17 protein-coding genes are annotated in these 17,994 nt (G+C 71.4%); 5 read left to right on the forward strand and 12 right to left on the reverse strand.

The features are described from left to right. Positions 1-23 precede the first annotated feature (23 nt). The 9 genes from rnr to purC form a co-directional block, all read right to left on the reverse strand. Positions 24-2,297 (reverse strand): ribonuclease R, encoded by a 2,274-nt coding sequence (gene rnr / locus HGN31_RS03890; RefSeq protein ID WP_168782390.1) that lies wholly within the window; start codon positions 2,295-2,297, stop codon positions 24-26. A gap of 119 nt (positions 2,298-2,416) precedes the next feature. After that, the gene (locus HGN31_RS03895) at positions 2,417-2,716 is read right to left on the reverse strand and encodes a formate dehydrogenase subunit delta (protein WP_074826425.1); all 300 of its coding nucleotides are present in this window, start codon (positions 2,714-2,716) and stop codon (positions 2,417-2,419) included. Positions 2,717-2,719: 3 nt separating this feature from the next. After that, complete coding sequence (fdhD, locus tag HGN31_RS03900; protein WP_168782391.1) at positions 2,720-3,556, reverse strand: formate dehydrogenase accessory sulfurtransferase FdhD; 837 nt, start codon at positions 3,554-3,556, stop codon at positions 2,720-2,722. Beyond that, positions 3,553-6,441, reverse strand: a complete 2,889-nt coding sequence (fdhF, locus tag HGN31_RS03905; RefSeq protein ID WP_168782392.1) for a formate dehydrogenase subunit alpha — start codon at positions 6,439-6,441, stop codon at positions 3,553-3,555. The genes fdhD and fdhF overlap by 4 nt, the downstream gene beginning before the upstream one ends. Next, positions 6,438-7,970: an NADH-ubiquinone oxidoreductase-F iron-sulfur binding region domain-containing protein gene (locus tag HGN31_RS03910; protein ID WP_168782393.1), complete on the reverse strand. Its 1,533-nt coding sequence runs from the start codon at positions 7,968-7,970 to the stop codon at positions 6,438-6,440. The genes fdhF and HGN31_RS03910 overlap by 4 nt, the downstream gene beginning before the upstream one ends. Continuing rightward, complete coding sequence (locus HGN31_RS03915; RefSeq protein WP_168782394.1) at positions 7,970-8,503, reverse strand: formate dehydrogenase subunit gamma; 534 nt, start codon at positions 8,501-8,503, stop codon at positions 7,970-7,972. Before HGN31_RS03915 ends, HGN31_RS03910 begins: the two co-directional genes overlap by 1 nt. A 68-nt stretch (positions 8,504-8,571) precedes the next feature. Further along, positions 8,572-9,456 carry a LysR family transcriptional regulator gene (locus HGN31_RS03920; RefSeq protein ID WP_168782395.1) on the reverse strand — a complete coding sequence of 295 codons (885 nt, stop codon included), beginning with the start codon at positions 9,454-9,456 and terminating at the stop codon, positions 8,572-8,574. 85 nt (positions 9,457-9,541) lie between these two features. Beyond that, positions 9,542-9,781, reverse strand: a complete 240-nt coding sequence (purS, locus tag HGN31_RS03925) for a phosphoribosylformylglycinamidine synthase subunit PurS (RefSeq protein WP_168782396.1) — start codon at positions 9,779-9,781, stop codon at positions 9,542-9,544. A 10-nt stretch (positions 9,782-9,791) separates the two neighbouring features. Then, positions 9,792-10,550 (reverse strand): phosphoribosylaminoimidazolesuccinocarboxamide synthase, encoded by a 759-nt coding sequence (purC, locus tag HGN31_RS03930; protein ID WP_036701908.1) that lies wholly within the window; start codon positions 10,548-10,550, stop codon positions 9,792-9,794. Positions 10,551-10,713: 163 nt separating this feature from the next. Here purC and HGN31_RS03935 point away from each other — a divergent pair, with 163 nt between their 5' ends. Further along, positions 10,714-11,028, forward strand: coding sequence for a DUF1476 domain-containing protein (locus HGN31_RS03935; protein ID WP_036701937.1), 315 nt, complete (start codon positions 10,714-10,716; stop codon positions 11,026-11,028). Positions 11,029-11,091: 63 nt separating this feature from the next. On the opposite strand, the gene HGN31_RS03940 is transcribed toward HGN31_RS03935, so the two are convergent. The 3 genes from HGN31_RS03940 to HGN31_RS03950 are packed head-to-tail and all read right to left on the reverse strand — an operon-like array spanning position 11,092 to position 13,396. Further along, positions 11,092-12,444 carry an MATE family efflux transporter gene (locus HGN31_RS03940; protein WP_211096330.1) on the reverse strand — a complete coding sequence of 451 codons (1,353 nt, stop codon included), beginning with the start codon at positions 12,442-12,444 and terminating at the stop codon, positions 11,092-11,094. A gap of 2 nt (positions 12,445-12,446) precedes the next feature. Continuing rightward, positions 12,447-12,950, reverse strand: a complete 504-nt coding sequence (locus tag HGN31_RS03945; protein WP_036702100.1) for a PaaI family thioesterase — start codon at positions 12,948-12,950, stop codon at positions 12,447-12,449. Beyond that, positions 12,947-13,396, reverse strand: coding sequence for a PaaI family thioesterase (locus HGN31_RS03950; protein ID WP_036707811.1), 450 nt, complete (start codon positions 13,394-13,396; stop codon positions 12,947-12,949). Before HGN31_RS03950 ends, HGN31_RS03945 begins: the two co-directional genes overlap by 4 nt. A 179-nt stretch (positions 13,397-13,575) precedes the next feature. Here HGN31_RS03950 and HGN31_RS03955 point away from each other — a divergent pair, with 179 nt between their 5' ends. The 4 genes from HGN31_RS03955 to HGN31_RS03970 all read left to right on the forward strand — a co-directional run bounded on the left by HGN31_RS03955 (position 13,576) and on the right by HGN31_RS03970 (position 17,990). Then, positions 13,576-14,001: a MerR family transcriptional regulator gene (locus tag HGN31_RS03955; protein WP_036702104.1), complete on the forward strand. Its 426-nt coding sequence runs from the start codon at positions 13,576-13,578 to the stop codon at positions 13,999-14,001. A gap of 196 nt (positions 14,002-14,197) precedes the next feature. Further along, positions 14,198-14,617, forward strand: a complete 420-nt coding sequence (locus HGN31_RS03960; protein WP_168782397.1) for a MerR family transcriptional regulator — start codon at positions 14,198-14,200, stop codon at positions 14,615-14,617. Next, entirely contained in the window at positions 14,614-16,389 is a 1,776-nt protein-coding gene (locus HGN31_RS03965; protein ID WP_168782398.1) for an acyl-CoA dehydrogenase C-terminal domain-containing protein, read from the forward strand. Before HGN31_RS03960 ends, HGN31_RS03965 begins: the two co-directional genes overlap by 4 nt. Positions 16,390-16,778: 389 nt before the next feature. After that, positions 16,779-17,990: an acetyl-CoA C-acetyltransferase gene (locus HGN31_RS03970; protein ID WP_168782399.1), complete on the forward strand. Its 1,212-nt coding sequence runs from the start codon at positions 16,779-16,781 to the stop codon at positions 17,988-17,990. The last annotated feature ends 4 nt before the right edge of the window (positions 17,991-17,994 follow it).

Raw genomic sequence — 17,994 nt, forward strand, 5'->3', positions numbered from 1 at the left:
AGGGTTCCTGCGCCGGCCCTGGCCTACTTGCGGATCCGGCGCAGCTTGCGGGCGCGGGCCTCGCCGGCCTTGGCCGACTTGCCGTCCCGCCGCCGCGGCGCCTTGCCGCGCGGACCCTTGGGGCCGGCGGGGATGCCGCGGCCCTCGACCTCGACCAGTTCCAGCGTCAGCCCGCCGGTGGTCGGAATCGCCTCGGCCAGCCGCACGGTCACCCGCTGGCCGATGCCGATCGACAGCCCGGTGTCGGCGCCCACCAGCGTCTGCGCGTCGCGGTCGAAGTGGAAATACTCGCGCCCGATCTCGCGGATCGGCAGCAGCCCGTCGGCGCCGGTCTCGTCCAGCTTGACGAAGGCGCCGAAGCGCTGGACGCCCGAAACGCGGCCGGTGAACTCGGACCCCACGCGGTCGGCCAGATAGGCGGCGAGGTAGCGGTCGGTCGTGTCGCGCTCGGCCGCCATGCTGCGGCGTTCGGTGTCGCTGATCTGCTGGGCGGTCTCGGCCAGCACCTCGACATCATGGGCCGAGAGGCCATCCGGCTTGCCGTCCTTGCCGCCGCCCCAGCCATGCCCCGCGATCAGCGCCCGGTGCACGATCAGGTCCGAATAGCGCCGGATCGGCGAGGTGAAATGCGCGTAGCTCTTCAGCGCCAGCCCGAAATGGCCGAAGTTCTCGGGGTGGTAATAGGCCTGCGTCATCGACCGCAGGGTCGAGACGTTGATCAGCTCGTCGAAATCCGTGCCCTCGGCCTGCGCGAGCAGGCGGTTGAGCTGGCTCGTCTGCAGCACCTGCCCCTTGGCGAGCGCAAAGCCCGAGGCCTCGGCCACGTCGCGCAGCGCGTTCAGCTTCTCGGGGCTCGGCTCCTCGTGGACGCGGAACAGCAGCGGGCGGCGCAGGCGGGTGAGTTCCTCGGCGGCGGCGACGTTGGCCAGCACCATGAACTCCTCGATCAGCTTGTGGGCGTCGAAGCGGTCGCGGAAGGCGACCGACTTGACCCGCCCGTCGGCGGTCAGCTCGATCCGCCGCTCGGGCAGGTCAAGCTCCAGCGGTTGCCGCCGGGCGCGGGCCTTCTTGAGCAAGCCGTAGGCGGCGAAGAGCGGCCGGATCACGTCGTCCATCAGCGGGGCGGTCGCCCCATCGGGCGCGCCGTCGGCGGCGGCCTGCGCCTGCTCGTAGCTGAGCGAGGCGAGGCTGTGCATCATCCCGCGGTGGAAGTCGTGGCCGATCTTGTTGCCCTCGGCATCCAGACGCATCCGCACCGCGATCACCGGACGGTCCACGCCCTCGTGCAGCGAACAGAGGTCGCCCGACAGCACATCGGGCAGCATCGGCACCACCCGGTCGGGAAAATAGGTCGAGTTGCCGCGATGCCGCGCCTCGCGGTCGAGCGCGGTGCCGGGGCGGACGTGATAGGCGACGTCGGCGATGGCGACCCAGATCACCATGCCGTCCGGGTTCTTCGGATCGTCGTCGGGCAGCGCCGCCACCGCGTCGTCGTGGTCCCGCGCGTCCGAGGGGTCGATGGTGACGAGCGGCACCCGGCGCAGATCCTCGCGGCCCTTGGGGGGCGCGGGGGTCTCGGCGTCGGCCTCGGCCATCACGGCGTCGGGGAAATCGTCGGGGATGCCGTGCTGGTGGATGGCGATCAGGCTGACCGCGCGCGGTGCCGAAAGGTCGCCCAGCCGCTCGATGATGCGCGCCTGTGCCAGCCCGAGGCGGTTCTTCGAGCCGATCTGCTCGGCCTCGACCAGCTCGCCGTCCTGGGCGTCGAGCGTGGCGTCGGCGCGGACCTGCCACTGGCGGTCCTGGCCCTTGTCGATGGGCAGGATCCGCCCGCCCTCGGTCGCCTTGCGGAAGATGCCGACGACGCGGTGCTGGACGGTGCCGATGCGGCGCATGAGGCGCGCCTGATAGTCGTGGTCCTCGCCCTCGACCTCGGCCAGCCGGGCGAGGATGCGCTCACCCGGCCCGACCGCCGGGTCGGCCTTGCGGGGGGCGAAGAGGATGCGGGGCATCGGGCCGGTGCCCTGCCACTCCATCGGACGGGCGAACAGGTCGCCGTTGGCGTCGGGCGGCAGGATTTCCAGCACGCTGACCGGCGGCAGCTTCTCGTGGTCGCGGTAGCTGCGGCGGCGGCGCTCGACCACGCCCTCGGCCTCGAGCTCCTTGAGCAGGCGCTTGAGGTCGATGCGGGCCGCGCCCTTGACGCCGAACGCCTTGGCGATGTCGCGCTTGGCGGTGGCGTCGGGGTTCTCGGCGATCCAGTCGAGGATCTGCTGACGGGTGGGAAGCTGGTTCATGGGGCTCAGGCTAGCACGCCGCCGGGGCGCGCGTGAGGGGGCGCGTCAGGGCGCGCGAAGATAGGGCCGGGCGCGTCGGGGACGGCATCGGCGTGAAATCGGGGCCGGCGGGGACAGGGTCAGCTTTCCGCCTCGGCCTCGTTCATGTGGGTGAGCGGGTCGTTCGGCACAACCCCCTCGGTCGCCTCGCCCGGCAGGCGGATCAGCGCGCCGGCCGCGCGCAGCACCGGGTCGTCGGTGGCGCCCGCCGCGAGCAACGCCAGGAACCCGCGCCGCATCCGGTAGCCCCAGAAGTCGTTGATGTGCCCCGCGACGCCGACCTCGGGCGGCTGGTCGGGCTGGCTGCGGAAGAAATCGGCGATCTGCGCCGCCATCCGCAGCAGCTTTTCGTCCGGGGTGTGTTCCGAGACCTCGGACATGGTTCAGCCCTCGATGCGCTGGGGGTGGGTGAAGATGTCGAAGCCGTCGCCGCGGGCGCGGCCGATCAGCGTCAGGCCCGCGGCCTCGGCCCAGGCGATGGCGAGGCGGGTGGGGACGCCCGCGCCGATCAGCACCGGCGCGCCGAGCCGCACGGTCTTCTGCACGAGGTCCACCGACAGGCGCGAGGTCATCGCCACCGCCCCCCCGTCCGGCGCGATCCCCGCCCGCGCCACGGCCCCGCCGAGCTTGTCGAGCGCGTTGTGCCGCCCCACGTCCTCGCGCACCATGACCGCGCCCGGGGTCCAGAGTGCGGCGGCATGGATGCCCGGCGTCCGCCGCCAGAGCCGCTGCCCGTCGCTCAGCGCCGCCATGGCCGCCGCCACCGTCGCAGGCGCAAGCCGCGTGTCGGAGCGCACCGGGCGCACCTCGGGCAGCGCCGCGGCGATGCTGTCCACCCCGCAGAGGCCGCAGCCCACGGGGCCGACCATGCTGCGCCGCCGCTCGGCCAGCCGCACGCCGAGGCCGGGGCGCAGCCACAGCCGCGCCTCATGCGCGGCCATGCCGGGGACCGGGGCCGCCACCTCGAGCGTCTCGGCGTGGGTCACGTCGGCGGGGCTGTCGATCAGCCCCTCGGTCAGCGCGAAGCCCAGGGCGAGGTCGCCGAGGTCATGCGGCGTCGCCATCAGCACCGCCTGCGAGGCGCCGTCGATGACGATCGCCACCGCGGCCTCCTCGGGTGGCACGGCGGGGCGGTCCTCGCCCGTCACCCACGCGCCCTCGCGCCAGCGCCGAAGCGGGCGGCCGGGCGCCGGGGCCCTGACGGTGCCGGTCCCGCTCATTCGGCGGCCGGCAGGATGCGGCGGGCCATCTCGGCGTGGCTTCGATACGCCTCCTGCCACTCGGAGGGGCCGTTCGAGGGGCTGACCTGCACCGCCGTCACCTTGAACTCGGGGCAGTTGGTGGCCCAGTCCGAGGCATCGGTCGTCACCACGTTCACCTGCGTCGTCGGGTGGTGGAAGGTGGTGTAGACCACGCCCGGCGCCACCCGCTCGGTGATCTTCGCGCGCAGCGTCGTGTCGCCCGCGCGGCTCGCCACCCGCACGGTGTCGCCGTCGCGGATGCCGCGGGTCTCGGCGTCGGCGGGGTGGATCTCCAGCAGATCCTCGGCGTGCCAGATCAGGTTCTCGGTCCGCCGCGTCTGGGCGCCGACGTTGTACTGGGTCAGCACCCGCCCGGTGGTCAGCAGCAGCGGGAAGCGCGGGCCAGTGCGCTCGTCGCTCGCCACGTATTCGGTGTGGATGAAACGCCCCTTGCCGCGCACGAAGCCGTGGACGTGCATCACCGGGGTGCCGAGCGGGGCCTTGTCGTTGCAGGGCCACTGGACCGAGCCCACCCGGTCCAGCAGGTCGAAGCTGACGCCGGCGAAGCTGGGCGTGGTCAGCGCGATCTCGTCCATGATCTCGGACGGGTGACGATAGTCCCAGGCCGCGCCCATCGCGTTCGCCAGCGCCTGCGTGATCTCCCAATCCGCGAGCCCGTTCCGGGGCGGCATCGCCCGGCGAACCATGTTGATCCGCCGCTCGGCGTTGGTGAACGTCCCGTCCTTCTCGAGGAAGGTCGAGCCCGGCAGGAAGACATGGGCGTAGTTCGCGGTCTCGTTCAGGAACAGGTCCTGCACGATCAGGATGTCGAGGCTCGCCAGCGCCGCCTGCACATGGGTGGTGTCGGGGTCCGACTGCAGCACGTCCTCGCCCTGGCAATAAAGCCCGCGGAACGTCCCCTGGGTCGCCGCGTCGAACATGTTGGGAATGCGCAGCCCCGGCTCGTCCGACAGCGGCACGCCCCAGACGCGCTCGTAAAGCTCGCGGGTCTCGGTGTCGGTGACGTGGCGGTAGCCCGGAAACTCGTGCGGGAACGACCCCATGTCGCACGAGCCTTGCACGTTGTTCTGGCCGCGCAGCGGGTTCACCCCGGTCCCCGGACGGCCGATGTTGCCGGTCAGCATGGCGAGGTTGGCAATCGCCATGACCGTGGTCGAGCCCTGGCTGTGCTCGGTTACCCCCAGCCCGTAGTAGATCGAGGCGTTCGGCGCCCCCGCATAGGCCCGCGCCGCCTGCCGGACCAGATCGGCGGGAACGTGGGTCGCCGCCTCGACCGCCTCGGGCGCGTGGCGGGGGTCGAGCAGGAAGTCGCGGTAGGCGAGGTATTCCTCCCAGTCGCAGCGTTCGCGGATGAAGGCCGCGTCCTCGAGCCCCTCGGCCACGATGACATGGGCCATCGCGGTCAGCACCGCGACGTTGGTGCCGGGCAGCAGCGGCAGGTGCAGCGCCGTACTCATGTGCGGCGAGTTGAGCAGGTCGATCCGCCGCGGGTCGAGCACCACCACCCCCGCCCCCTGCCGCAACCGCCGGCGCAGGCGCGAGGCGAAAACCGGATGCCCCTCGGTCGGGTTGGCGCCGATGATCAGCGCGAGGTCCGTCGCCTCGACCGAGTCGAAGTCGTGCGTGCCGGCCGAGGTGCCGAAGGTGGTCTTGAGCCCGTAGCCGGTGGGCGAGTGGCAGACCCGCGCGCAGGTATCGGTGTTGTTGTTGCCCATCACCGCGCGGGCGAGTTTCTGGACGAGATAGGTTTCCTCGTTGGTGCAGCGCGACGAGGTGATGACGCCGACCGATTCGCGCCCGTGCGCCGCTTGCGTCTCGCGCAGGCGGCGGGCGGCGAAGGCCAGCGCCTCCTCCCACGAGACGACCCGCCAGGGGTCGCGGAAATCCTCGCGGATCATCGGGTTCAGGATGCGCTCGGCGTGGGTGGCGTAGCCCCAGGCGAAGCGGCCCTTGACGCAGCTGTGCCCGCGGTTGGCCTTGCCGTCCTTCGAGGGCACCATCTTCACCACTGTCTCGCCGCGCAGATGGGCGTCGAACGAGCAGCCCACGCCGCAATAGGCGCAGGTCGTCTTGACGATGCGGTCGGGCGTGCCGATGGCGATCTGGGTGTTCTCCTGCAGCGTCGCGGTCGGGCAGACCTGCACGCAGGCGCCGCAGCTCACGCAGTCCGAGCCGAGGAAGTCGTCCGACGCCATCCCCGCCGACACGCGGCTGTCGAAGCCCCGCCCCTCGATGGTCAGCGCGAAGGTGCCCTGCACCTCGTCGCAGGCCCGCACGCAGCGCGAGCAGACGATGCATTTCGACGGATCGAAGGTGAAATAGGGGTTGGACTGGTCCTTGGGCCGCCACTCGGTGTTCGGCGCGTCGACCGTGCGCGCGTGGACGTGGTTCAGCCCTGGCGCATAACGCACCTCGCGCAGCCCCACGGCGCCGGCCATGTCCTGCAACTCGCAATCCCCGTTCGCCGCGCAGGTCAGGCAGTCGAGCGGGTGGTCCGAGATGTAGAGCTCCATCACCCCGCGGCGGATCCGCGCCACTTCGTCGGTCTGGGTGCGGACCACCATCCCCTCGGCCACCGGCGTGGTGCACGAGGCCGGCGTACCGCGCATCCCCTCGATGGCCACGACACACAGCCGGCACGAGCCGAAGGCCGTGACGTGATCGGTGGCGCAGAGCTTCGGGACCGCGATCCCGGCCTCTGCGGCGGCGCGCATGACGCTGGTGCCGGCCGGGACGGTCACGGCGATGCCGTCGATGGTCAGCGTCACCTCGATGTCCGAGCGCGAGGCGGGCGTGCCCATGTCGCGGGTCCAGTCGGCGGGGGGGATGACGAAGTCCTTCATTCCGCAGCCTCCTGTGCGGCGCGAGCGGTGAAATCCTCGGGCCAGTGGGTCAGCGCCGACATCACCGGATAGGGCGCAAAGCCCCCCAGCGCGCAGAGGCTGCCCCATTTCATCGTGTGGCAGAGGTCGGTCAGCACCGGGATCATGCCCGCGTCGCCGGCTGCGATCCGGTCGAGCGTCTCGACCCCGCGGACCGAGCCGATCCGGCAGGGCGTGCATTTGCCGCAGGATTCGATGGCGCAGAACTCCATCGCAAAGCGCGCCTGCGCGAGCATGTCGGCGGTGTCGTCGAAGACCACGATGCCGGCGTGGCCGACCAGCCCCTCCTGCCCCGCGAACTCCTCATACCCGAAGGGGGTGTCGAAGAGCGCGGGCGGGAAATAGGCGCCCAGCGGGCCACCCACCTGCACCGCCTTGACCGGCCGCCCCGAGGCGGTGCCGCCGCCGATGCCCTCGACGATCTCGCCGAGCGTCAGGCCGAAGGCGACCTCATAGAGCCCGCCGTGGCGGACGTTGCCGGCGATCTGCAGTGGCATGGTGCCGCGCGAGCGGCCGATGCCGTGGGCGGCATAGGCGGCGGCGCCGTGGGCCATGATCCACGGCACGGTGGCGAGCGAGAGCACGTTGTTGACCACCGTGGGGCGGCCCATGAACCCCTCGAGCGCCGGGATCGGCGGCTTGGCGCGGACGATCCCGCGCTTGCCCTCGAGGCTGTTGAGAAGGCTCGTCTCCTCGCCGCAGACATAGGCGCCGGCGCCGACGCGGACCTCGATGTCGAAGGCCAGCCCCGAGCCGAGCACGTCCGGCCCCAGCACCCCCGCGTCGCGGGCAAGGCGGACCGCCGCCTCCATCACCCGGATCGCGTCGGGGTATTCGCTGCGCAGGTAGATGAAGCCCCGGCTCGCGCCGACGGCCACGGCGGCGATGGCCATGCCCTCGATCAGCACGAAGGGGTCGCCCTCGATCAGCATCCGGTCGGCGAAGGTGCCGCTGTCGCCCTCGTCGGCGTTGCAGACGATGTATTTCTGCGGCCCCGCGGCGCGGGCGACGGTGGCCCATTTGATGCCGGTCGGGAAGCCCGCGCCGCCGCGGCCGCGCAGGCCCGAGTCGGTGATCTCGGTCACGATCCGGTCCGGCGCGGCCAGCGCGGCGTGCAGGCCCGCGAGACCGCCCTGCGCCTCGTATTCGGCCAGCGACAGCGGGTCGATCACCCCCACCCGGGCAAAGGTCAGCCGAGTCTGCGCCGCCATCCACGGCAGCGCCTCGACCGGGCCGAGCGCCAGCGGATGATCCGCCCCCTCGCCCTCGAACAGCCCCGGCACGGCCTCGGGCGTCATCGGGCCGAAGCCCATCCGCACGCCCTCGCGCTCGACCTCGACCAGCGGCTCAAGCCAGACCATCCCGCGCGAGCCGTTGCGGATCAGCGTCAGCGTCTCGCCGCGGCGCGCGGCCTCGGCACGGATCGCCTCGGCCACCGCATCGGCGCCGAGCGCGCGGGCGGCGGCGTCGCCGGGCACCCAGACCCGCATCACGCCCGCCCCCCGGCCAGCGCCAGCAGCCCTGCCGCCGTGGCCCGCCCGACCAGCCGGTCGTCGAACTGCGCCGCCGGCCCGCAGGCGCAGAGGCCAAGGCAGAACACCGGCTCGAGCGTCAGAGCCCCGTCGCCCGAGGTCTGGTGCCAGTCGAGCCCCAGCGCCACGCGCAGCTGATCGGCCAGCGCGTCGGCGCCCACCGACTGGCAGGCCTCGGCCCGGCACAGGCGCAGCACGTGGCGGCCGGCGGGGGCGGCGCGGAAATCGTGGTAGAAGCTGACGACGCCGTGAATCTCGGCCCGGCTCATCGCCAGCGCCTGGCCGATCAGCGGCTGGGCCGCCTCGGGGATGAAGCCGAACTCGGCCTGCACGTCGTGCAGGATCGGCAGCAGCGGCCCCTCGCGCCCGGCGTGGCGGGCGATGATCGCCTCGATCCGCGCGGCGCTCTCGGCATCGAGCGGGCGGGCGCGGGGCTGGTTCGGCAGCACGAGGACCGGGTCGGTCGGTGCGGGATCGGGGTTGGCTGGCATCATGGCTCCGCAATCGGTGACGCAGGGTAACGCCCGAGCGATAGAGCAATCAATCTGAAACCATCGTCTTACGATAGGCGAAAGCTATCGGCTGAGGCCGCCCGCGCAACCTGCAGCAGCGCCTCGACCAAGGGCGGCTGCGGCGCGCGGTCGGCCACGACCAGCCCGACCGCGTGCCCCGCCCCGCCGGTCAGCGGCCGCGCCGTCACCCCGCGCGGCAGCGGCAGCCCTTCGGCCAGCGCCTGCGGCAGGATCGCGGCCCAGGCGCCCGTTGTGACATGGGACAGGATCGCCAGCATCGAGTTCGATTCGACCCGCGGCGCGGCGGGCACGCCCACCTGCGCCAGCTCGCCCGCGACGATCCGGCGGTTCTGCATGTCGGGCGTCAGCAGGCACAGCGGCCGGGTCGCCGCCTCCTCCCAACTCGCCGGGTCGGTGCGGGCCGAGCGGTCCACGAGGCACAGCGTCTCGACGAACAGCGGCACGGTCTGGACCCGCCCGAGCGCCGGGGCGTCGAGGTAGCTGACCCCGGCGTCGAGTTCGAGCGCGGCGATCTGGTCCCTGATCTCGTCGGCCGAGCGCGACAGGATCGCGACCTCGGCCCCCGGGTGGCGGGCGAGGAACGGCGCGGTCAGCCCGGCGATGCGCGGCATGGCGGTCGGGATCACCCCCAGCCGCAGCCGCCCGGTCACGCCGGCGCGGCGGGCCCGCAACTCCGCCTGCATGGTGCGCGCGTCGCCGACGATCCGCCGCGCCCAATCGAGCACCCGCTCACCCTCGGGCGTCAGGCCGCGATAGCGCGACCCGCGCCGCACGAGCTGCACCCCGAGCTGATCCTCGAGCGCCTTGAGCGCCGAGGACAGCGACGGCTGGGTGATCCCCAGTTCCTCGGCGGCGCGGCCGAAATGCTCGGTGCGCGCCAGCACCATGAACATGGCGAGGCGGTCGATCATCGGCGCCCCGCCGGGCGCGTCTTTCTGGTTTCAATACCCCGGGGTCCGGGGCAGCGCCCCGGTCCGGCGGCGGCGTCCGCGCGGGTCAGATCAACTCGACCGACCAGCGCTCGACCACCGTGTTGGCGAGCAGCGTCTCGCACATGCGCCCCACCTCGGCCTCGGCCGCGGCGGGGTCGGTCGCCTCGAGGTCCAGCTCGATCACCTTGCCCTGCCGGACCCCGGTGACGCCCGAGAACCCGAGGCTGCCCAGCGCGTGGCGGATCGCCTCGCCCTGCGGGTCCAGAACGCCGTTCTTCAGCATGACGGTGACGCGGGCTTTCATCGGTTTCCCCTCAGTTGATGAGCGTCGGCTTGACGGGCGCGGCCGCCGGCATGACGCCGAGGCGCCGGGCGACCTCGGTATAGGCGTCGGTCAGGTTGCCGAGATCGCGCCGGAACACGTCCTTGTCGAGCTTCTGCCCGGTCTTCATGTCCCACAGCCGGCAGCTGTCCGGGCTGATCTCGTCGGCCACCACGAGGCGCATGAAATCGCCGTCCCAGATCCGCCCGATCTCGATCTTGAAGTCGATCAGCTTGATGCCGACCCCGTAGAACACCCCGGACAGGAAGTCGTTGACCCTGAGCGCGAGGCTGATGATGTCGTCCAGATCCTGCTGGCTCGCCCAGCCGAAGGCGATGACGTATTCCTCGCTCACCATCGGGTCGCCGAGTTCGTCGTTCTTGAAGCTGTATTCGACGATCGGGCGGGGCAACTGGGTCCCCTCTTCCATCCCCAGCCGCTTCGCCAGCGAACCTGCGGCAAAGTTGCGCACGATCACCTCGAGCGGGATGATCTCGACCTGCCGGATCAGCTGCTCGCGCATGTTGATGCGGCGGATGAAGTGGGTCGGCACGCCGATGTTGCCCAGCCCCTGCATGAAATACTCGGACAGGCGGTTGTTCAGCACGCCCTTGCCCTCGATCACCGCCTTCTTCTGGGCGTTGAAGGCGGTGGCGTCGTCCTTGAAGTACTGGATGAGGGTGCCGGGCTCGGTGCCCTCATACAGGATCTTGGCCTTGCCTTCGTAAACCTTCTTGCGCCGCGGGGCCATGATCGCGCCTTTCGTCCTGGGCTAGGGCAGAGTGTCGCGTCCCCCATAGCGCCGAACCCCGCAGGGGGGCAATACGGGCCGGGGATGCGCGGCGGGCAATACGGGGTTGCGGGACCGCGCCCGCGCGCGCATATGGGGCGCGACCCCAAACCCGGAGGCCATGATGACCACTTTCGACGACCGCGAGCGTTCCTACGAGGCCAAGTTCGCCCATGACGCCGATCTGCGCTTCAAGGCCGAGGCGCGCCGCAACCGCCTGCTCGGCGAATGGGCGGCGGGGCTTCTGGGCAAGACCGGCGACGAGGCGCGCACCTATGCGCTGACCGTCGTCACCTCGGATTTCGAGCAGCCGGGCGAGGACGACGTGTTCCGCAAGGTGGCGGGCGACCTGGCCGGCAAGGCCGACGAGGCGACCGTGCGCGCCAAGATGGCCGAACTGCGCGCCGAGGCCCGGCGTCAGGTCGTGGACGAGGCCTGAGCCTCAGCACCCGCGCGGAGGATCCCGAGGGGGCCCTTGCGGCCCCCTTTTTCGTGCCGCGGGTCAGGCCGACGCCGCGGCGCGCTCGACCCGCGGGTACAGCCGCGCCATCGCCAGCCCGCGGGTGGCGTTCAGGATCATCAGCGCCGCCCACAGCCCGTGGTTGCCCATCAGCGGCGGCAGCACCAGCAGCGCCACGACATAGACCGCCACCGACTGGATCATGGCGATCCGCATCTCGCGGGTGCGGGTGGCGCCGATGAAGATGCCGTCGAACATCCAGCTCGCGATGCCGATGGCCGGGGCGAGGATCAGCCACGGCAGGCTGTCGCGCGCCGCCGCCCGGACCTCGGGCGAGGTGGTCAGCAGGTCGATGATCGCCCCGCCGCCCGCGGCGAAGACCAGCCCCATCGCCAGCGCCCCGCCGACGCCCCACTGCGAGGTCAGCACCGCCGCCCGCCGCACCCGGTCGGGCCGCCGCGCGCCCACCGCCTGCCCGACCAGCGATTCGGCGGCGAAGGCAAACCCGTCAAGGGCATAAGCGGTGATCTCGAGAAACTGCATCAGCACCTGATTGGCGGCGAGCGTCACGTCGCCCTGCCCCGCGCCGAGGAAGACGAAGGTGGTGAAGCTCGCCTGCAGGAGCACCGAGCGGACCATGATGTCGCCGTTGACCGCCACCATCCGCCGCAGCACGTCCCCGGCCCACAGGCCGCCATGCGCCAGCCCCGCCCGGATCGCGTCGCGGGCAAGCCACGCCGCCAGCGCAAAGCCGCAGCTTTCCGCGATCAGCGTCGCCACCGCGACCCCCTGCACCCCCCAGCCGAGGCCGAGGACGAACACGAGGTCGAGGGTGATGTTGATCACGTTGATCAGCATCTGCACGCCGAGAATCGCGCGGGTGCGCTCGACCGCGATCATCCAGCCGGTCAGCGCATACATCCCGATGGTGAAGGGCGCGCCCCAGACGCGGATGGCGAGGTACTGCCGCGCCAGCGTCTCGACCTCGGCCGAGGCGGGCGCGAGGCGGAAGGCGCCGGCCACCAGCGGCGCCTGCGCGGCGATCAGCACCAGCCCGGCGACCAGCCCGATGCCCAGCGCCCGGACCAGATGCGCGCCGCTTTCGCCCGCGTCGCCCGCCCCGTGGCTCTGCGCCACCAGCCCCGAGGTGCCCATCCGCAGGAAGCCGAACACCCAGTAGATCGAGGCGAGGATCACCGCCCCCACCCCCACCGCGCCGATCGGGGCGGCGGCGCCCATCTGCCCCACCACCCCGGTATCGACCGCGCCGAGCAGCGGGATGGTGGCGTTCGACAGCACGATCGGCCCGGCGATGGCCAGCACCCGGCGATGGGTCAGGGGCCGCTCGCCCCCGCCCGCCGCCGTCGCCGCGCCGTCCGGGCCGGGCGCGGCCACGCTCAGCCGCGCGGCATCAGGAAGTGGCCGGTCGCCTGCGCGAAGAGGCGCGCCCGGTTGTCCTGCCACGCCTCGACATGGACGCTCGCATAGCGCCGCCCCTGCCGCACCACGCGGGCGCGGGCATAGGCATCGCGCGCCAGCCCCGAGCGCAGGTAGTCGACGCTGAAGTCGATGGTCTTGGGCAGCCGCGGCAGGGTCTCGGGGCGCTCGGGGTCGGGGGCGACGCGCCCGGCCTCGAGATCGCCCCACATCGCGGCCCAGGTCAGCTCGACGATGGCGGTCGTCTCGAGGAACGCGGCCGTGGCCCCGCCGTGCAGCGCCGGCAGCATCGGGTTGCCGATCAGCCGCTCGGCAAAGGGCAGCGTCGCGGTCAGCTCATCCCCGCGGCGGTCGAAGCGGATGCCCAGCCACGCGGCATAGGGCATCCCGTTGACCAGCGCGCCCAGCGCCATGTCCCGGCGCGCCTTGAGCTGCGCCAGCGGCTCGTTGCGGTCCCCGGTCATCGCTGCCACTCGACGGTGAAGCTGCCGGTCGCGGTGGCGACGGGGGGCCCGTCGGTGCCGTCATGGGCGACGGCGCGGACGAACGCGACCGCGCGCGCCATGTGGAAGCACTCGGCGCGGGTCCGCACCGCCTGCCCCGGCGCGGCCGAGCGCAGGTAGTCGATCCTGAGGTCGATGGTCGCGGTCGTGGCCGGGCGGTTCGGGTGGACCAGCACCGCGCCCCCGCAGCAGGTGTCCATCAGCGCCGAGACGACGCCCCCGTGCAGCACGCCCGTCGCCGGGTCGCCGACGAACTCGGCCCGCCAGGGCATCTCGAGTTCGACCATCCCGGGGCCGGCGTCGATCACCCGCATCCCCAGCGCCTCGGCGTGGGGAACCACGTCAAGGAAGCGCTGCATCATCTCGCGCGGGTCGGCGGCACCGCCGCTGTCGGGCAAAAGCTCCATGTCCGCGGGTGTCCTCTCGTCCTGGGGCGTGGGTCCTGCGATCAGTGCCCCGTCCCGGCGCCGCCCGCAAGCCGGGGCGGCAGCGCGGCATGGGCTTGCGCCCGGCGCCGCATCAGCGGAAAGGTTGAGGTCGCGGGCCGGCCACGCTAGGCTCGCTCATCGGTCACGGGGACGCACGGATGCACGACGAATCCTACATCAGTTTCAAGGATATGTGCGCCATGTTCGACGTCACCCCGCGGACGTTGCGCTATTACGAATACATCGAGCTGCTCAGCCCCCGCCGCGAGGGCCGGGCGCGCTGGTACGGCCCGCGCGAGATCGGGCGCATGAAGCTGATCATGCGCGGCCGCCGCTTCGGCTTCTCGCTCGAGGACATCCGCCAGTGGCTGCTGATCTACCAGCAGAAGGGCACCCGGGCGCAGTACGAGGTGTGGGTCGACCTGGCGACGCGGCAGCTCGACGCGATGGCGACCCAGCGCGACGAGATCGAGGCGGCGATGGCCGACCTCAGGACGCTCCGGGACGAGACGCAGCGTCTCATCGCCGGGCTGGACGACGAACCCGGGCGCGACGCGCCCGAGGCCGACCCGGACAAGGGCTGACAACGCCCTGATCCGGCTTGTCTTTTGACGGCCGCGACGACCCGCCGCGGACACCGGCCCGGCCCGCCGCGGGGGCTCCCGCCGGGGCGCCGCAGGGGCCGGGGGTTGACGCAGCGTCCGCTCTAGGCCGACGGGGTCCGCGCCTATACGTCAGTCCGAGCGCAACGGGACCGGCATGGGGAGGATGGGGCCAGCGATGCGGGACGACGATCTTCTGACCATCGGCCAGATGTGCGAGACGTTCGGCGTCACCCCGCGGACCCTGCGGTTCTACGAATCCCGGAAGCTTATCACGCCCCTGCGCCAAGGCCAGCTTCGGCTGTATTCGCGCCGCGAGCGCGGGCGGCTGACGCTGATCCTGCGCGGCCGCCGCTTCGGCTTTTCACTCGACGAGATGGGGCGGCTGCTCGATCTCTACGAGCCCGCGGGGGACAACGACGCCCAGCTGCGCGCGACGGTCGACATCGCCCGCCGGCGCCTGGCCGAGGTCCGGCTGCAGCACCGAGAGCTTCTGGACATCATCGAAGACCTCGAGGCGCGGGTCCGCGCCACCGACGAGATGCTCGCCCGATCCGGCGCGCACTCATCCGATCAACCCGTCAAGGACGAGCCATGACCATTTACAACGCCCCCACCCGCGACATGGACTTCCTGCTGCATGACGTGCTGCAGGTCTCCGGCGCCGATCTGCCCGGCTATGCCGAGCTGGACCGCGCCTTCACCAGCGCCATCCTCGAGGCGGCGGGGCAGCTTGCCACCGACATGCTCGCGCCGCTGAACCTCCCGGGCGACCAGCAGGGCTGCAAGCTCGAGAACGGCGTCGTGCGCACCCCCGAGGGCTACAAGGCGGCCTTCGAGGCGGTGAAGGAAGGCGGCTGGACCGGGCTCGACTGCGACCCGGCGTATGGCGGTCAGGGGATGCCCTATGTCATGGGCGTGGCGGCGGGCGAGATCTTCGTCTCGGCCAACATGGCCTTCAACATGTACCAGGGCCTGACCCACGGCGCCTATTCGGCGATCCACGCCCACGGCACCGAGGACCAGAAGCAGACCTACCTGCCCAAGATGGTGTCGTGCGAGTGGACCGGCACCATGAACCTGACCGAGCCGCATTGCGGCACCGACCTCGGGCTGCTGCGCACCAAGGCCGAGCCGCAGGACGACGGCAGCTACCTGATCACCGGGCAGAAGATCTTCATCTCGGCCGGCGACCATGACCTGAGCGAGAACGTCATCCACCTCGTGCTCGCCAAGGCGCCGGGCGGCGGCGAGGGCACCAAGGGCATCTCGCTCTTCATCGTGCCGAAGTTCCTGGTGAACGAGGACGGCTCGCTGGGCGAGCGCAACGGCGTCTCGGTCGGCGCGCTCGAGCACAAGATGGGCATCCACAGCAACGCCACCTGCGTCATGAACTATGATGCGGCCAAGGGCTGGCTGCTAGGCGATCTGCACAAGGGCATGCGGGCGATGTTCACGATGATGAACGAAGCCCGCGTCGGCGTCGGCCTGCAGGGCTACGCGGTGGCCGAGGCCGCCTATCAGAACGCCGTCGCCTACGCCAAGGACCGGCTGCAGGGCCGCGCCGTGACCGGCGCCGAGAACCCCTCGGGCCCGGCCGATCCGCTGATCGTGCACCCCGACATCCGCCGCGCGCTGATGGACCAGAAGTCCTTCCTCGAAGGCGCCCGGGCGCTGACCTTCTGGGGCGCGAACCTGATCGACCGCGGCCACAACGGCGATGCGGCGGCCGAGGGGCTCGTGTCGCTGCTGACCCCGGTCATCAAGGGCTTCCTGACCGACAAGGGCTTCGACAGCGCCGTGCAGGCCCAGCAGGTCTACGGCGGCCACGGCTACATCGAAGAGCACGGGATGTCGCAGTTCGTCCGCGATGCCCGGATCACCATGATCTACGAAGGTGCGAACGGCGTGCAGGCGCTCGACCTCGTCGGCCGCAAGCTGGCGCAGGACGGCGGCAAGCACGTCATGGCGTTCTTCGAGGAGCTGAAGGGCTTCATCAAGGCGAACGAGGGTGACGCGGCGCTGAAGGCCGACTTCCTCGACCCGCTCAAGGCGGCGTCGAAGGACCTGCAGGCGGCGGCGATGTTCTTCATGCAGAACGGGATGAAGAACCCCAACCACGCGCTGGCGGGCTCGTACGACTTCATGCACCTCTTCGGCCACACGGTGCTGGGCTACATGTGGGCGCGGATGGCGGTCGCGGCGCAGAAGGCGCTGACCGAGGGGACCGGCGACGCCGACTTCCTGAACACCAAGCTTGCCACCGGCCGCTACTACATGAAGCGGCAGTTGCCGATGACCGCGACCCACCTCGCGCGGATCGAGACCGGCGCCGACCCGGTCATGGCGCTGACGGCGGACCAGTTCTGATGCGCCAGCGGCGCGCCCTGCCCGGCGCGCCGCGCCTGCCCCGCCTGCCGGATGCCTCCGGCGGGGATATTCGGGCAGGCAAGACCCCCGCCGTGCGGCAACGCACGGCGACCCCGTTGCGCCTGCGGCCGGTTGGCCCCCGGCCCCGCGCGGCCATCGGAATCAGTGGCGGGACCGGGGGCTTTCTCCCTTGGCGGTCATCGGCTTCCCAGCCTGTACCGCCACGTCAGGCTCGCAGCGAGAGGTTGAGATCGGGTTAACTCGCCCCATTCTCTCTTGCAGAAATATCCCGCGGGGGTCCGGGGGCGCGAAGCCCCCGGTCCGGCCGACCCCACCGATCCGACGCGCCGGCCACCCGCGCGCATTCCAGGAGGACCCCAGGAGGACTCATGACCGAAGCCTATATCTTTGACGCCGCCCGCACCCCGCGCGGCAAGGGCCGCCCCGACGGCAGCCTGCACGAAGTCACCTCGCTGGCGCTCTCGGCGCGCCTTCTCGACGCCGTCAAGGAACGCAACGGCCTCGAGGGCCATGCCGTCGAGGACGTGATCTGGGGCAACGTCACCCAGGTGATGGAACAGGGCGGCTGCCTCGCCCGCTCGGCCGTGCTGCTGTCGGACCTCGACGAGTCGATCCCCGGCCTGTCGATCAACCGCTTCTGCGCAAGCGGCATGGAGGCGGTGAACCTCGCCGCCAACCAGGTCAAGGCGGGCGCGGGCCAGGCCTACATCGCCGGCGGCGTCGAGATGATGGGCCGCGTCGCCATGGGCTCGGACGGGGCCGCGATCGCCGTTGACCCGAGCCTGGCGATGAAGACCTATTTCGTCCCGCAGGGCATCTCGGCCGACATCATCGCCACCGAATACGGCTTCACCCGCGAGGAGGCGGACGCGCTGGCCGTCGAATCCCAGCGCCGCGCCGCCGAAGCCTGGGCCCAGGGCCGGTTTGCCAGGTCGATCGTGCCGGTCAAGGACCAGAACGGCCTGACCATCCTCGACCGCGACGAATACATGCGCCCCGGCACCACGGTCGAGGACCTCGCCAAGCTCAAGCCCAGCTTCAAGGACATGGGCGAGGTGATGCCGGGCTTCGACAAGGTGGCGATGCTGAAATACCCGCATCTCGACCACATCAACCACATCCACCACGCGGGCAACTCGTCGGGGATCGTGGACGGTGCCGCCGCCGTGCTGATCGGTTCCAAGGAATGGGGCGATGCGATGGGCCTCAAGCCCCGCGCCCGCATCCGCGCCACCGCCAAGATCGGCACCGACCCGACGATCATGCTGACCGGCCCGGTGCCGGTGACCGAGAAGATCCTCAAGGACTCGGGCATGTCGATCGGCGACATCGACCTCTTCGAGGTCAACGAGGCCTTCGCCGCGGTCGTCCTGCGCTTCATGCAGGCCTTCCAGGTCTCGCCCGACAAGGTGAACGTGAACGGCGGCGCGATGGCGCTGGGTCACCCGCTGGGCGCCACCGGCGCGATCATCATCGGCACGCTGCTCGATGAGCTCGAGCGCCGCGATCTCTCGACCGGCCTCGCCACCCTTTGCATCGCGTCCGGCATGGGCGCGGCCACCATCATCGAGCGGGTGTGACACC

The organism is Paracoccus sanguinis (assembly GCF_012689545.1).
Lineage (GTDB): Bacteria > Pseudomonadota > Alphaproteobacteria > Rhodobacterales > Rhodobacteraceae > Paracoccus > Paracoccus panacisoli.

What these genes read in the sequence shown, in the direction of transcription:
- rnr (WP_168782390.1), bottom strand. Translation starts at nt 2,297, where the DNA reads ATGAACCAGCTTCCCACCCGTCAGCAGATCCTCGACTGGATCGCCGAG.
- HGN31_RS03895 (WP_074826425.1), bottom strand. Translation starts at nt 2,716, where the DNA reads ATGTCCGAGGTCTCGGAACACACCCCGGACGAAAAGCTGCTGCGGATG.
- fdhD (WP_168782391.1), bottom strand. Translation starts at nt 3,556, where the DNA reads ATGAGCGGGACCGGCACCGTCAGGGCCCCGGCGCCCGGCCGCCCGCTT.
- fdhF (WP_168782392.1), bottom strand. Translation starts at nt 6,441, where the DNA reads ATGAAGGACTTCGTCATCCCCCCCGCCGACTGGACCCGCGACATGGGC.
- HGN31_RS03910 (WP_168782393.1), bottom strand. Translation starts at nt 7,970, where the DNA reads ATGCGGGTCTGGGTGCCCGGCGACGCCGCCGCCCGCGCGCTCGGCGCC.
- HGN31_RS03915 (WP_168782394.1), bottom strand. Translation starts at nt 8,503, where the DNA reads ATGCCAGCCAACCCCGATCCCGCACCGACCGACCCGGTCCTCGTGCTG.
- HGN31_RS03920 (WP_168782395.1), bottom strand. Translation starts at nt 9,456, where the DNA reads ATGATCGACCGCCTCGCCATGTTCATGGTGCTGGCGCGCACCGAGCAT.
- purS (WP_168782396.1), bottom strand. Translation starts at nt 9,781, where the DNA reads ATGAAAGCCCGCGTCACCGTCATGCTGAAGAACGGCGTTCTGGACCCG.
- purC (WP_036701908.1), bottom strand. Translation starts at nt 10,550, where the DNA reads ATGGCCCCGCGGCGCAAGAAGGTTTACGAAGGCAAGGCCAAGATCCTG.
- HGN31_RS03935 (WP_036701937.1), top strand. Translation starts at nt 10,714, where the DNA reads ATGACCACTTTCGACGACCGCGAGCGTTCCTACGAGGCCAAGTTCGCC.
- HGN31_RS03945 (WP_036702100.1), bottom strand. Translation starts at nt 12,950, where the DNA reads ATGACCGGGGACCGCAACGAGCCGCTGGCGCAGCTCAAGGCGCGCCGG.
- HGN31_RS03950 (WP_036707811.1), bottom strand. Translation starts at nt 13,396, where the DNA reads ATGGAGCTTTTGCCCGACAGCGGCGGTGCCGCCGACCCGCGCGAGATG.
- HGN31_RS03955 (WP_036702104.1), top strand. Translation starts at nt 13,576, where the DNA reads ATGCACGACGAATCCTACATCAGTTTCAAGGATATGTGCGCCATGTTC.
- HGN31_RS03960 (WP_168782397.1), top strand. Translation starts at nt 14,198, where the DNA reads ATGCGGGACGACGATCTTCTGACCATCGGCCAGATGTGCGAGACGTTC.
- HGN31_RS03965 (WP_168782398.1), top strand. Translation starts at nt 14,614, where the DNA reads ATGACCATTTACAACGCCCCCACCCGCGACATGGACTTCCTGCTGCAT.
- HGN31_RS03970 (WP_168782399.1), top strand. Translation starts at nt 16,779, where the DNA reads ATGACCGAAGCCTATATCTTTGACGCCGCCCGCACCCCGCGCGGCAAG.